The organism is Mycobacterium sp. IS-1742, assembly GCF_001500125.1.
GTDB lineage: Bacteria > Actinomycetota > Actinomycetes > Mycobacteriales > Mycobacteriaceae > Mycobacterium.
On sequence record NZ_LQIV01000020.1, the window covers coordinates 1 to 13,228 of the forward strand.

General features: G+C 70.4%; 13 protein-coding genes and 1 pseudogene. 7 read left to right on the plus strand and 7 right to left on the minus strand.

What is annotated here, in order from left to right:
• The 3 genes and pseudogenes from AU196_RS26120 to grcC1 form a co-directional block, all read right to left on the minus strand.
• A pseudogene (locus AU196_RS26120) lies at positions 1-184 on the minus strand (hypothetical protein); the annotation flags it as partial.
• Positions 185-292: 108 nt separating this feature from the next.
• Positions 293-1,171, minus strand: a complete 879-nt coding sequence (gene htpX, locus AU196_RS13510; protein WP_059095590.1) for a zinc metalloprotease HtpX — start codon at positions 1,169-1,171, stop codon at positions 293-295.
• Positions 1,172-1,237: 66 nt separating this feature from the next.
• Positions 1,238-2,245, minus strand: coding sequence for a nonaprenyl/(2E,6E)-farnesyl/geranylgeranyl diphosphat synthase (gene grcC1 / locus AU196_RS13515; protein WP_197415782.1), 1,008 nt, complete (start codon positions 2,243-2,245; stop codon positions 1,238-1,240).
• 14 nt (positions 2,246-2,259) lie between these two features.
• Between grcC1 and menJ the strand changes: the two genes are divergently transcribed.
• The gene (menJ, locus tag AU196_RS13520; RefSeq protein ID WP_197415783.1) at positions 2,260-3,486 is read left to right on the plus strand and encodes a menaquinone reductase MenJ; all 1,227 of its coding nucleotides are present in this window, start codon (positions 2,260-2,262) and stop codon (positions 3,484-3,486) included.
• Here the strand turns inward: menJ and AU196_RS13525 are convergent.
• Positions 3,479-3,706, minus strand: a complete 228-nt coding sequence (locus AU196_RS13525) for a hypothetical protein (RefSeq protein ID WP_059095593.1) — start codon at positions 3,704-3,706, stop codon at positions 3,479-3,481. The genes menJ and AU196_RS13525 overlap by 8 nt on opposite strands.
• Before the next feature lie 41 nt (positions 3,707-3,747).
• Here AU196_RS13525 and AU196_RS13530 point away from each other — a divergent pair, with 41 nt between their 5' ends.
• From AU196_RS13530 to ygiD, 5 genes are all read left to right on the plus strand, one after another.
• The gene (locus tag AU196_RS13530; RefSeq protein WP_059095594.1) at positions 3,748-4,188 is read left to right on the plus strand and encodes a hypothetical protein; all 441 of its coding nucleotides are present in this window, start codon (positions 3,748-3,750) and stop codon (positions 4,186-4,188) included.
• Positions 4,189-4,257: 69 nt separating this feature from the next.
• Entirely contained in the window at positions 4,258-6,450 is a 2,193-nt protein-coding gene (locus AU196_RS13535) for a phosphatase domain-containing protein (protein ID WP_197415784.1), read from the plus strand.
• A 22-nt stretch (positions 6,451-6,472) separates the two neighbouring features.
• Complete coding sequence (locus tag AU196_RS13540) at positions 6,473-7,111, plus strand: trimeric intracellular cation channel family protein (RefSeq protein WP_059095596.1); 639 nt, start codon at positions 6,473-6,475, stop codon at positions 7,109-7,111.
• A 63-nt stretch (positions 7,112-7,174) separates the two neighbouring features.
• The gene (locus AU196_RS13545) at positions 7,175-7,777 is read left to right on the plus strand and encodes a DedA family protein (RefSeq protein ID WP_059095649.1); all 603 of its coding nucleotides are present in this window, start codon (positions 7,175-7,177) and stop codon (positions 7,775-7,777) included.
• Between the two features lie 29 nt (positions 7,778-7,806).
• A complete protein-coding gene (gene ygiD / locus AU196_RS13550; RefSeq protein WP_502687259.1) occupies positions 7,807-8,646 on the plus strand; it encodes a 4,5-DOPA-extradiol-dioxygenase in 840 nt (279 codons plus the stop codon).
• 4 nt (positions 8,647-8,650) lie between these two features.
• On the opposite strand, the gene AU196_RS13555 is transcribed toward ygiD, so the two are convergent.
• Both AU196_RS13555 and AU196_RS13560 read right to left on the minus strand, forming a co-directional pair.
• Positions 8,651-10,369, minus strand: coding sequence for an FAD-dependent oxidoreductase (locus tag AU196_RS13555; protein ID WP_059095598.1), 1,719 nt, complete (start codon positions 10,367-10,369; stop codon positions 8,651-8,653).
• A 97-nt stretch (positions 10,370-10,466) separates the two neighbouring features.
• Complete coding sequence (locus AU196_RS13560; RefSeq protein WP_059095599.1) at positions 10,467-11,159, minus strand: demethylmenaquinone methyltransferase; 693 nt, start codon at positions 11,157-11,159, stop codon at positions 10,467-10,469.
• 71 nt (positions 11,160-11,230) lie between these two features.
• Here AU196_RS13560 and AU196_RS13565 point away from each other — a divergent pair, with 71 nt between their 5' ends.
• Entirely contained in the window at positions 11,231-12,055 is an 825-nt protein-coding gene (locus AU196_RS13565) for an SDR family oxidoreductase (protein WP_059095600.1), read from the plus strand.
• Between the two features lie 10 nt (positions 12,056-12,065).
• Here AU196_RS13565 and AU196_RS13570 read toward each other — a convergent pair whose 3' ends face one another.
• Positions 12,066-13,193 (minus strand): glycosyltransferase family 4 protein, encoded by a 1,128-nt coding sequence (locus AU196_RS13570; RefSeq protein WP_059095601.1) that lies wholly within the window; start codon positions 13,191-13,193, stop codon positions 12,066-12,068.
• Positions 13,194-13,228: the final 35 nt, after the last annotated feature.

The window sequence follows — 13,228 nt, forward strand, 5'->3', positions numbered from 1 at the left end:
CCCGGGCGGCCCCGGGGGCGCGGGGGGCGCGGGGGGGGGGGGGGGGGGGGGGCGGGGGGCCGGTGGCGAGGCCCGCGGTCATCACCGCCGCGCCGACGACCGTCGCGGTTCCTGCCAGGATTCTGCTGAGCACGCCCACACCATATGTGCCGGGGTCGCGGCGCGCAGCGGCTGACTGCTTCATGGCTTGATCATCGGCGGGTGCGCGGCGTTCGTTTCGCCGAATGTGAACCCTCTGCGATTTCGCGGACGATTTCTCGCAGCGAGTTCACACTCGGCGTGACACCACAGGTCAGTAATAGCCCGGCCCGCGCCCGGCCATCTCCTCGAGCCGGCGGATCCGGTCAGCGATCGGCGGATGCGTCGAAAACATCTTGCCGATCTTCTCCCCTGACCGGAACGGGCTCGCGATCATCAGGTGCGCCTGATCGGCCAGCTGCGGCTGCGGCGGCAGCGGCGCGGCCTCCACGCCGCCGGAGATCTTGCGCAACGCCGACGCCAGCGCCAGCGGATCACCGGTCAGCTCGGCGCCGGACTGGTCGGCCTGGTACTCCCGCGACCGCGACACCGCCAGCCGGACCACCGTGGCCGCGATCGGGCCGAGCAGCGAAACCAGCAACAGCGCAAGCGGATTCGCGCCGCCCTCGCGGTTTCCGCCGAACATGCTCGCGAACACCGCGATGTTGGCCAGCGCGGTGATCACCGACGCCATCGCCCCGGCCACGCACGAGATCAGGATGTCGCGGTTGTACACGTGCGACAGTTCGTGGCCCAGCACCGCGCGCAGTTCGCGTTCGTTGAGGATCTGCAGGATGCCCGTGGTACAGCAGACCGCCGAGTTGCGCGGGTTCCGCCCGGTCGCGAACGCGTTCGGGTTCGCGGTGTCGGAGATGTAGAGCCGCGGCATCGGCTGGTGCGCGGCGTTGGCCAGCTCGCGCACAATGCGGTACATCACCGGCGCCTGCAGTTCGCTGACCGGCTGGGCGTGCATGGCTTTGAGGGCCAGTTTGTCGCTGTTGAAGTACACGTAGACGTTCATGCCGACCGCGAACAGCACCGCCAACGCCATGATCGACCGGCCGAACAGCGAACCGACGAACACGATCAGCGCAGACATCCCCACCAGCAACAGGAACGTCTTGAACCTGTTCGCGTGCGGATTCCACGTCATCAGCTACCTCCTCGTGAGTCTTCGCTGATCCAACGCTGCATACCGCCGTCTGGGTTCCGGCGAGATTCAGCCGTGCCGGGTGATCGTGTAGTCGACCAGCGACGCCAGCGCCTGGCGCCCGGGCACGTCCGGGAGCGCCGCCAGCTCGTCACGGGCCTGCTGCGCGTAGCGGGTGACGGTGGACTTGGCCTGCTCCATGCCTGGTGAGCGGCGCAGCAGACGCAGCGCTTCGGCCAGATCGGCGTCGTTGTCGACGGGCCGGGCGAGCAGTTCGCGCAACCGGTCGGCGTCGGGACCGGACTCCCGCAACGCGTACAGCACCGGCAGAGTGTGAACACCCTCACGCAGGTCGGTGCCCGGAACCTTGCCCGACTCGTCGGGATCGCTGTCGATGTCGATGATGTCGTCGGAGATCTGGAACGCCGTGCCGACGATGCCGCCCAGGCGCGAGAGCCGCTCGATCTGGGCGTCGTCGGCACCGGAGAAGGTCGCCCCGAACCGGCCGGACGCCGCGATCAGGCACGCGGTCTTCTCGTAGACCACCTTGAGGTAGTGCTCGATCTCGTCGACACCCTCGACGGCGCCGCGCGTCTCCCGCATCTGGCCGGTGACCAGCTGGGCGAACGTGTCGGCGATGATCCGCACCGCCTCGGGTCCGAGCCTCGACACCAGCCGCGAGGCGGTGGCGAACAGATAGTCGCCCGCCAGGATCGCGATGTTGTTGCCCCAGCGGGCGTTGGCGCTCGGCGCCCCACGCCGAACCTGCGCCTCGTCCATGACGTCGTCGTGGTAGAGCGTGGCCAGGTGCACCAGCTCGATCACCGAGCCGGCCACCGTCACCTGCCACGCGTTCGGATCGGGGCCCAGCTGCGCCGACAACACCGTGAACAGCGGACGGAACCGCTTGCCGCCGGCCTGGAAGAGGTGCTGGACGGCCTCGGCCATCAGCTCGTCGGCCTTGCCCAGCTCGGTGGACATCAGATCCTCGATGCGGGCGACTCCGGCGCGGACTTCGGCCGCGAAGGCCGCGTCACCGAAATCCACGCCCGCCACCACAGTCGCCGGTGTCCTCACCCTGCCAACATACTGTGACAATGAAGACCCGGGCGGATGTGGTCGTTGTCGGCGCCGGACCTGCGGGTTCGTCGGCCGCGGCGTGGGCGGCGCGCGCCGGCCGCGACGTGTTGGTGATCGATTCCGCCCAGTTCCCGCGCGACAAGGCCTGCGGTGACGGGCTGACCCCCCGGGCGGTCGCCGAACTCGAACGCCTCGGACTCGGGCCGTGGCTGGACACCCGCATCCGCCACCGCGGTCTGCGCATGTCGGGTTTCGGTGCGGACGTGGAGGTCCCCTGGCCCGGGCCGTCGTTCCCGTCCACGGGCAGCGCGGTGCCGCGCACCGAACTCGACGACCGGATCCGTTCCGTCGCCGCCGACGACGGCGCCAAGATGCTGCTCGGCGCCAAAGCGGTTGACGTCCGGCATGATTCGTCCGGCCGCGTCGACACGCTGGTGCTCGACTCGGGTGCGGAGGTCGGGGTCGGGACGTTGATCGTCGCCGACGGGGCGCGGTCCACCCTGGGCCGGACGCTCGGCCGACGGTGGCATCAGCAGACCGTCTACGGCGTCGCGGTGCGCGGATACCTCGCCAGCCCGCGCAGCCACGAACCGTGGATCACCTCACATCTCGAGTTGCGCTCCCCCGAGGGCAAGGTGCTGCCCGGGTACGGCTGGATCTTCCCGCTGGGAAACGGCGAGGTGAACATCGGCGTCGGCGCCCTGGCCACCGAGAAACGGCCCGCCGACGCGGCACTGCGCCCGCTGATGTCGTACTACACGGCGCTGCGCCGTGAGGAGTGGGGCTTCGACGGCGAGCCCCGCGCACCGCTGTCCGCCCTGCTGCCCATGGGTGGCGCGGTCTCCGGAGTCGCCGGCCCGAACTGGATGCTGATCGGCGACGCGGCCGCGTGCGTGAACCCGCTCAACGGGGAGGGCATCGACTACGGGCTGGAGACCGGCCGCCTGGCCGTCGATCTGCTCGGCGCCGACGACCTCTCCCAGGCGTGGCCCGCTGTGCTGGGTGAGCATTACGCCCGGGGTTTCTCCGTCGCCCGCAGGTTGGCATTGCTGCTCACGCTGCCGAAGTTCCTGCCGGTGACCGGTCCCGTGGCGATGCGGTCGACGACGCTGATGCGCATCGCGGTCCGGGTGATGGGCAACCTGGTGACCGACGAGGACGCCGACTGGATCGCCCGCGTGTGGCGGGCGGGCGGTCTCGCCTCACGCGGGCTGGACGCCCGCAAGCCCTTCAGCTGATCGTGCGCCCGCGTCGCTGATCGTCGTCCGAGCGGGTCCCGTCGGTCAGCGCGAGTGCGATGAGGATGTCGGCGGTGGTGATGAACAACCCGAACCAGTACGCCCACTTCATCGACGGATCGGGCTGGGTGGCGAAATACAGGATGAGGAAGATCGGACCCACGATCCCGAAGACGAACATCATCGCCTGGAACCGCACGTACCGCCAGAACGTCTGCATCCGCACTCCCGCCACCGGTGTGGGGCAGCATATCCCGGAAGATGACGGACATGGTGGCGGTGTACCGGGCGCCGATGCGCTCACGCGACGACGGCATCGACGTCGCGCAGACGATCGAGCGGGCCCGCCGGCTCGGGGTGGCCGGCTTCGGCGAACTCGGGGTCGACGAGGACCGCCTCGCCCGCCGCATCGCCCGGTTCGCCGACGCCCCCGACGGCGCCCTGGTCTGGACGCGCGACCCCGAAGGCCTGTTCTGGTTGGGCCGCCTCGACGGGCCGTACCGGCGCGACGGCACGCGGGCCGCAACGGCCGTCGACCTGGTGCACGTCCGCCCGTGCCGGTGGCTGTCCGCTCCGCTGCTCGAACCCGAGGTGCCGTCGGCGGTGCTCGCGACGTACCGCCGCGGCGGGCGCAACTTCCAACAGACCCACGATTCGGCGGTCGGCGTCGAAAGCCTGCGCCTGTGGACGTCCCGCTCCTGAAACTCCCTGCGCCGCAGGCGAATCCGGATTCATGAGGTCACCGCGGGCCGATCGGGGCACAATTCAGAGGTGCCGAGCCCACAGGACGGACCCGCGTTCGGGGTGGTGTGCGATGTCGACGGAGTCCTGACGATCACCCATGTGCGCAGGCAGTGGGGCCGGGTGCGGGCGCTCCTGAACCGCAGTCCTCGCGACCGCCGGTCGGTGCTGGGTATGCCGCACCTCGTCCGGCATCTCGCCCAGTCCGAACTCGACCCGGCCGTGTTCTACCTGACCGCGGCCCCCGATCTGTCGGCACAGGTGATCTCCGAAGCGCTCGACAACGCCGGTTATCCGACCGGAACCACGCTGACCGCCGGCGGCGACCTCGCCCCGGGCTGGCTCGTCGGTCGGAGTCTGGCGACCAAACGGGCGGCGCTCGACCGGCTGGCCGACCAACATCCGCACCGGCGGTGGATCCTGCTGGGCGACGACGCCGGAGCCGATCCCGAGCTGTTCGCCGGATTCGCACGCCGCCATCCCGGCCGGGTCGCGGTGATCGCGCTGCGGCAGGACCGCCTGCAGCCCTCGCGGCCGCAGCTCGGTGACGACCTGCCCGGCGTCCGGGTGGTCGCGGCGCCCAACGCCGAGGAGATGCTGCCGTCGCTCAACGCGGCCCTCGGCCTGCGCACACGGCGGCACACCGCCGTCAACGGCTGGTTTCTCACGGCCGCGGAACGCGGAAACGACGCCACCCTGCTACGGGCCTGGACGACGCAGAACGCGGTCCGGCCGCTCGTCCACGGGTGCACATACTTCGGCGCGCTCGCCGAGGCGTTGGCCGGCGCCGGCGCCGGCGACGTAGTCCTGATCGCCGGGTGGCGTGCCGACGCCGACGAGTTGCTCACCGGTGACGGGCCGACGGTCGCCGAGGCGCTCACCGCGGGTGCGCGCCGCGGGGCGCTGGTCCGCGCGCTGCTGTGGCGCGCGCACCTCGACGCCCTCGGCTACCACCTGCCGCAGAACCGCCACTTCGCCACCACCATGGCAGCCGCCGGTGTGACAGTGCTTCTCGACCAACGCATCCGGGCACTCGGCAGCCACCACCAGAAGGCCGTGGTGATCCGCTACGCCGGGCGCCCCGCCGAGGACGTGGCGTTCGTCGGGGGGATCGACCTGGACCGCGGCAGCCGCGACGGCATCGACCACCGCGGTGACCCGCAACCCGATTCGTCCGACGACCTCTACGGCCCCACCCCGGCCCGCCACGATCTGCAACTGGAGGTGCGTGGACCCGCCGTCCGCGAGATCGAAGAGGTGTTCCGCGAGCGGTGGGCCGATCCCGCCCCGGTCAGCCGGTTGCCGTGGCACGTCGTCTCGGACCTCTTCTACGGCACACCCAGAACCGCGACACCGCTGCCCGAACCTTTTCCGGATCCACCGGCCGCCGGCCCGTGCGCGGTGCAACTCCTGCGCACCTACCCGCGTCGCCGGCCCGCGTACCCGTTCGCACCGATGGGGGAACGCAGCGTCGCGCGTGCGTACGCCAAGGCGCTGCGGCGTGCGCGGCGACTGATCTACCTCGAAGACCAGTATCTGTGGTCGGTCGACGTGGCGCGCATCTTCGCCGCCGCGCTGCGCCGCTCACCGCAGCTGCACCTGATCGCGGTGGTCCCGCGCCGCGTCGACCAGAAGGTGGCGACCCGCGCCGCCGAGATGGGCCAGCTCGAGGCGATGGCGATGGTGCGGGCCGCCGGAGGTGACCGCGTCCAGATCTTCGACATCGAGAACGACGAGGGCCGGCCGATCTACATCCACGCCAAGGTGTGCGTCGTCGACGACGTGTGGGCGGTGGTGGGCAGCAACAACCTCAACAACCGTTCCTGGACCCATGATTCGGAGTTGGCGGCCGCGGTGATCGACGACGAACGCGACCCGCGGGAACCGCTGGATCCGGGCGGGTTGGGTGACGGAGCGAGGCTGTTCGCCCGCCGGCTGCGGCTCGACCTGATGCGCGAACACCTCGCCCTCGACACCGACGAGGAGTTGCTCGACCCGGACCGGACCGCCGCCACCGTGCGGGAGCGGGCGGCGACCCTCGAGGTCTGGCACACCGACGGTCGCGGCGGGCAGCGGCCGCCGGGACGGCTGCGCCCGCACGTGCTCGATCACGACCGGGCCCGCCCGCCCGCGCGGCACCGCTGGCTGACCATCCCCGCCTACCGCATCGTGCTCGACCCCGACGGGCGACCGCCGGGAATGCGGCTGCGCCGCGCCTACTGATCCCCCGTGATAGGCAGGTCGCGTGGACACCCAACCGCCGCTGCTGTTCGCGCTCGACCTCACCGGCACCTTCGTGTTCGGTTTGAACGGGGCGCTGACAGCGCTGCGCGCGACGCACCTCGACGTGGTGGGTGTGGTGACCCTCGGGATGATGACGGCGTTGGGCGGCGGCGTGATCCGTGACGTCCTGATCGGGGCGATCCCTCCCGCGACGTTCGTGTACTGGGCGTACTTCGCGCTCGCGGTGGGCGGGGCGCTGATCGCGTTCGCCCTCTACCGTGCGCTGGGGCGGTGGGAGATGTCGATCACCGTGCTGGACGCGATCGGGTTGAGCGTATTCGCGGTCATCGGCACCACCAAGGCGCTGGCCTACGGCTTGGGCGTCGCTCCGGCGGTCCTGCTCGGCGTGATCACCGCCGTCGGCGGCGGCACGATCCGCGACGCCCTGGTCGGACAGGTTCCCACGGTGCTGCGCAGCGAGTTGTACGCGATCCCCGCCCTGGTGGCGGCGTCGATCACGGTCGCCGCGGTGCGGTTGGACCTCTACGGTCTGACCGCCGCGCTCGGGGCCGCGGCGGTCTGTTTCGTCATCCGGATGCTCGGCGTGCGCTACCACCTCAACGCGCCCCGCCCACCGGGATTCTCGACCGACTCGCCGTAGGCCCGGCCCGGCGGCCCGCGCAGGTGTTTCGGTCGCGGCCCACCGGGGCACCGAAGAGGGATGATGGACTCCCTGCTCGGCGCCCTCGGGCACGCGTGGTGGGCCTATCCGCTCCTGCTGGCGTTCTGCCTCTTCGACGCCGTCGTGCCCGTCATCCCGAGCGAGTCGGGTCTCATCACGGGCGGCATCCTCTCCGCGGACGGCGCGATGTCGCTGCCCCTGGTGATCGCGATGGCGTCGATCGGGTCGTTCGTCGGTGACAACCTCGCGTACTGGATCGGGCGGTCCGCTCAGGACCGGGCCTGCCGCTGGATCACCCGCGGGGAGAAGGGGCGCCGGGGTCTGGAGTGGGCCAAGCGGGAACTCGACGAGCACGGCGGATCGATCATCATCGTGGCCCGGTTCATCCCCGGTGGCCGCACGCCGACGATGATCGCCTCCGGCATACTCGAGTTCCCGTATCGCCGGTTCCTGGTGTTCGACGCCATCGCCGCCGTGCTGTGGGGCAGCATCAACACGCTGATCGGCTTCGTCGGCGGGAAGGCGTTCGCCGAGAACACCATCGGCGCGTTCGCGGTGTCGTTCGGCGTGGCGCTGGCCGTGGGAGGTGCCGTCGAGGTGGTGCGCCGGGTGCGCCGCAAACCGGAGCTGGCCGAACAGCGCTAGCCGCGTGGGATGGTGGTCGAATGGATCTGATGCCGGTGGCGTTCATCGGACACGGCAGCCCCATGAACGCGCTCGAAGTGAACCGATACACCGCGGCGTGGCGGGCGTTCGGCGAACAGGTCACCCGTCCACGCGCGATCCTGGTGATCAGCGCGCACTGGTACATCAACGCGACGGCGGTCACGGCGATGGCGCGGCCCAGGACCATCCACGACTTCTACGGTTTCCCGCAGGAACTGTTCGACGTGCAGTACCCCGCCCCCGGACTACCCGAACTGGCCGACGAGGTCGGCGAGGTGGTGCATCCGACATGGGTGGGCGCCGACATCGACAGCTGGGGCATCGACCACGGCACCTGGTCGGTGCTGGTGCATGCCTTTCCCGACGCGTCGATACCCGTCGTCCAGCTGTCGATCAACGCCGACAAACCGCTCGGGTACCACCTCGAACTGGGCGCGAAGCTGGCTCCACTGCGCGAGCGCGGAGTGCTCATCCTGGCCAGCGGCAACGTGGTTCACAACCTGCGGGCCATGGACTGGACACTCGACACCGGTTTCGACTGGGCCCGGCGGTTCGACGACGCCGCCAGGGAGTTGATCCTGTCGGGTCCCTCGGAGGCCGCGAGCCTGAGCCGGCACGCCGACTTCGGCATCGCGGTACCGACGCCCGACCACTTCATCCCGTGGCTGTATCTGGCGGGGTTGGCATCCACCGCCGCCGACGGTGTCGACGTGCTGGTCGACGGCTACTCGTACGGATCGCTGTCGATGACCGCCTACACGCTGGGGGCCGCGGCGGTGGCCTCCCCCGAAGCCCCTGCCGGACAACAACAGCCGCCCCGCGCCCCCGCCGACGGCTCGAACATCTGAGGCGCTACGGCCAGCGGGTGTCCAGGACGTCGAGCGCGTTCGGCAGCTTCGCGCGGTACCGCGCCCGGTCGGCCTGTTTGAACGGAACCCACCACGGCGCCTGGAACAGTTCGACGATCCGGACCATCTGGCCGCGATAGCCCGACGCCTGCAACACCCCGTTCGCGGCGTACCGGCCGCCCTCGTTGGCGCCCTCCATGGTGGTGACGTTCTGATCGGTCTTCACCCATTCCCCGGCCAGGAACAGGTTGTCGATCCCCGTCGCGGCCTCCGGACGGCGCGCCCACGACCCGGGGTCCTGGATGAACAGCGGTTCGTCGTTGCGGACCTCCGGTGTGCCCGAGGCGATGATGGCCGGGTCGAGGAACCACGAGTGCAGCATGTCGTCGGTCAGCACGGTGTCGGTGTCGTTGAGGTGTGCCTTGATCTGCGCCCAGGCCTCACGCGCGATCTCCTCGGGTGTGCAGTCCCTGGCGCTGCGGCGGTTGACGTTACCCGGGGTGGTCCAGTCCGAGATGATCGCCGACAGACAGTCCTTGACCGTGCCGTCGCCGTAGCTGGTCAGGCTCCGCTTCCAGAACTGGGCCTCGCTGATCGAGGTGATCGCCCAACCCGAATCCACGTAGTTGACATGGCCTTTGGTGACGTCGACGCGCTCTTTGAGGTAGAACATCAGCCCGTTCATCCATTCGGTGCGCAGCAGCGCGACGTCGGCCAGTTTCGGGTCTGCCGCGACGACCGGACGCGCGGCACCGCCGGGGCCCACGACCGTCGCCGACGCGATGTGCCGACCATCCGGAGTCAGCCGCGTCAGTGCCTCACCCACGTGGAACGTCACACCCTTCGACCGCAGATGGGCGACCCACGGGTCGAGCCACTGCGAGCTCGTGGGCCCGTTCAGGACGCGGTCGAAGCCCTTGTTGTCGTAGTCGTTGCCCAGCAACAGGATCGACCACACCGAGGCCTCACCGACCAGACCGATGGAGTGGGCGCTGGCGTCCTTGGACTTCGAGGCCGCCAGGTTGCGGATGATGCCGTCGGCGAGATAGCGGTTGTACTCCTGTGACCGCTTGTTCGCGCCGATGTAGTCCTCCCACGTCATGTTCTCCCACTGCCCGAGCTTGCGCTCGTCACAGCTGGTGACGTAGACGGCCAACTTCTGCGCGGCGTAGGCCGCCTCCCACAGCGGCAGCCGGTAGAGCGTCTGGAACACGGTGGTGACCGACTCGATGAACGCCTTCGGGGTGACCGGATTCGGCAGCGTCGGCAGCGGGAACGGCAGCGGCACAGTCAGATCGGCCCGGTTGAGGCCCGAGTGCAGATAGGACGTCGCCCGCGTGAGGTTCTGCCACGTGCCATGGCTGTTGCCGGGGAACGGAATCCGTCGCATGGTGTCGGTGACGTTGCGGTAGAAGCCGGGGAAGAACCGGAAGCCGTGTTCGGCCGGCAGCGGCGTGGCGCCGGAGTTCGGCACCGGAATGGATCTGGCCTTGCCGCCCAGAGCTTTCCGCTCGTAGACGGTGACGGTGTAACCGCGGTCGACGAGTTCGTGTGCGGCCGTGAGCCCGGCGATACCGGCGCCGAACACCGCGACCGATCCACCCCTGGGGGCGGCACGCGCGGTCGGCGGCACGGCCGACAGCGTCGCCGCGGCCAGACCGGCGCTCGCGGTGCCCGCCAGGAACGACCGGCGCGACACGCGTTGTTGTTGAACCCGACCCATGACCCACCGCCTCGCCGCGGAACCCCGTCGGCGATAAGTTAACGGTGATTCGCGTCACAACCGCGCATTTGGGCCTGCGCTGCGCGTGTCGGTGCGTTCAGCGCGGCGGTTTGACCGCGGCGTGCAGTGCGACGATGCCACCGGTCAGATTGCGCCAGCGCACCTGCGACCAGCCCGCGTCCTCGATGCGCCGCGCGAGGCCCGCCTGATCGGGCCACGCCCGGATCGACTCGGCCAGATAGACGTAGGCGTCGGGGTTGGAGGCGACCGCGCGGGCCATCCGCGGCAGCGCCTTCATCAGGTACTCCTTGTACAGCGTGGCGAAGGCGCAGTTCGTCGGCGTGGAGAACTCGCACACCACCAGCCGCCCGCCCGGCCGCGTCACCCGCGCCATCTCCCTCAGGCCCGCCACGTGGTCGACCACGTTGCGCAGACCGAAGCTGATGGTGACCGCGTCGAACGACTCGTCGGCGAACGGCAGTCTGGTCGCATCACCGGCGACCTTCGGGACGTCGCGTTGGCGCCCCGCCGAGAGCATGCCCACCGAGAAGTCCGCGGCCACGCACCACGCGCCGGAGGCCGCGAGTTCGACCGTCGACACCGCGGTGCCAGCCGCCAGGTCGAGCACCCTGTCGCCCGGGCCGATCCCCAGCGCCGAGCACGTCTCGCGGCGCCAGAACCGGTCCTGTCCCAGCGAGAGCACGGTGTTGGTCAGGTCGTAGCGGCGCGCCACCGCGTCGAACATCGACGCGACCTCGTGGGGGTTCTTGTCCAACGTCGCCCGGCTCACGACGCCGACGCTACCTGTGAATCCGCTGCCACCGGGAATGGGGGACGCCGCCGGCGGCCTTGTAACGGGTCATGAGCGGAAAAGTGTGGTTCATCACCGGTACATCGCGCGGATTCGGCCGGGAGTGGGCGATCGCCGCACTCGAGCGGGGTGACCGCGTGGCGGCGACCGCGCGGGACACCTCGACGCTCGCCGATCTGGTCGAGAAGTTCGGCGACGCGCTGCTGCCCATCGCCCTCGACGTCACCGACCGCGACGCCGACTTCGCGGCGGTCGGACAGGCCCACGACCACTTCGGGCGCCTCGACATCGTGGTCAACAACGCCGGCTACGGGCAGTTCGGCTTCATCGAGGAGCTGTCCGAACAGGAGGCGCGCGACCAGATCGAGACGAACGTGTTCGGCGCGCTGTGGATCACCCAGGCGGCGCTGCCCTTCCTGCGCGCCCAGGGCAGCGGCCACATCGTGCAGGTGTCGTCGATCGGCGGGATCAGCGCCTTCCCCAATGTCGGGATCTACCATGCGTCGAAATGGGCGCTGGAGGGTTTCTCCCAGGCGCTGGCGCAGGAGGTGGCGCCGTTCGGCGTGCACGTCACGCTGATCGAGCCGGGCGGTTTCTCCACCGACTGGGCCGGCCCGTCGGCCCGACACGCCACCCCGTTGGACGACTACGCCGAGATCAAGGAGGAGGCGCAGCGGGCGCGCAGTCAGCGCTCCGCGAACCCGGGTGACCCGAAGGCGTCGGCCGGCGCGATCCTCAAGGTCGTCGACGCCGAGAACCCGCCGCTGCGGGTGTTCTTCGGTGAGGTGCCGCTCGGCATCGCCAAGGCCGACTACGAGAGTCGGCTCAGCACGTGGGAGGAGTGGCAGCCCGTCGCGATCGAGGCGCAGGGCTGACGCCGGTAGGTCAGGCGGCCCGAAGCCGGCGCTGCCCCAGCACCGCTTCGTAATGGCCCAGCAGTTCGTCGCAGATCGCCGGCCATGTGCGGCCGAGCACGCTGCGCCGGGCGGCGGTGGAGTACCGGGTGCGCTCGGCGATCAGGTGGTCGACGGACTCACCGAGCCTGCGTTCGAAGTCGACGACGTCGAGCAGCAGCCCGGTGCGGTACGGCGCGACCAGATCGCGCGGTCCGCCGGCGTTCGGGGCGATCACGGGCAGCCCCGACGCCATCGCCTCCTGCACCGCCTGGCAGAACGTCTCGTGCTCGCCGGGGTGGACGAAGACGTCCATGCTGGCGTACGCGGCGGCCAGCGCGTCACCGTGGAGCGCTCCGGTGAAAACCGCCGTCGGCAACACTGATTCGAGCTTCGCCCGGTCCACCCCGTCGCCGACCACCACGATCTGCAGATCGCCGCGGGCGCTCAACGCCGCCAGCCGCTCGACGTGCTTCTCGGGCGCCAACCGCCCGACGAACCCGACGATCGGCCTGCCGTCGGGCGACCACCGCCGGCGCAACCCCTCGTCACGGGCCGACGGCGCGAAGCCGGTGATGTCGACGCCGCGGGCCCAGCGGTGCACCCGCGGGACGCCGTGCGCCTCGAGGTTCTCCATCGCCGACGTCGACGGCGCCAGCGTCCGGTCGGCCCGGCTGTGCAGATGCCGCGTCCACGCCCACGCCGCGCGCGACATCGCCCCGACGCCGTAGCTCTGCGCGAAGCCGGCGATGTCGGTCTGGAACACCGCGACCGTCGGGACGCCGAGACGGCCCGCGGCGTGCAGACCGCCGTAGCCGAGCAGCGCCGGGGACGCCAGGTGGACGACGTCGGGGTCGAACCCGCGCAACACCCCCACCATGCGGGGCCGCGGCACGCCCAGAGGCAGGGAGGTCACCTTCGGGAACATCCGCGACGGCACCCGGTGGACCCGGACCCCGTCGTGCACCCGTTCGGCCGGCGGTTCACCGCGCGGGGTGTCCGGGGCGATGACGATCACCTCGTGTCCGGTGCGGCGCAGATGCTCGAGCACCCGCAGCACCGAGTTGGTGACGCCGTTGACGTTGGGGAGGAAGGACTCGGCAACGATCGCAACGCGCACGACCCGAGGGTTTCAGCGCCGCCTGTCGCGCAGGT

What these genes read in the sequence shown, in the direction of transcription:
- AU196_RS13555 (WP_059095598.1), bottom strand. Translation starts at nt 10,369, where the DNA reads ATGGGTCGGGTTCAACAACAACGCGTGTCGCGCCGGTCGTTCCTGGCG.
- AU196_RS13565 (WP_059095600.1), top strand. Translation starts at nt 11,231, where the DNA reads ATGAGCGGAAAAGTGTGGTTCATCACCGGTACATCGCGCGGATTCGGC.
- htpX (WP_059095590.1), bottom strand. Translation starts at nt 1,171, where the DNA reads ATGACGTGGAATCCGCACGCGAACAGGTTCAAGACGTTCCTGTTGCTG.
- ygiD (WP_502687259.1), top strand. Translation starts at nt 7,807, where the DNA reads ATGCCGGTGGCGTTCATCGGACACGGCAGCCCCATGAACGCGCTCGAA.
- AU196_RS13530 (WP_059095594.1), top strand. Translation starts at nt 3,748, where the DNA reads ATGACGGACATGGTGGCGGTGTACCGGGCGCCGATGCGCTCACGCGAC.
- AU196_RS13545 (WP_059095649.1), top strand. Translation starts at nt 7,175, where the DNA reads ATGGACTCCCTGCTCGGCGCCCTCGGGCACGCGTGGTGGGCCTATCCG.
- AU196_RS13525 (WP_059095593.1), bottom strand. Translation starts at nt 3,706, where the DNA reads ATGCAGACGTTCTGGCGGTACGTGCGGTTCCAGGCGATGATGTTCGTC.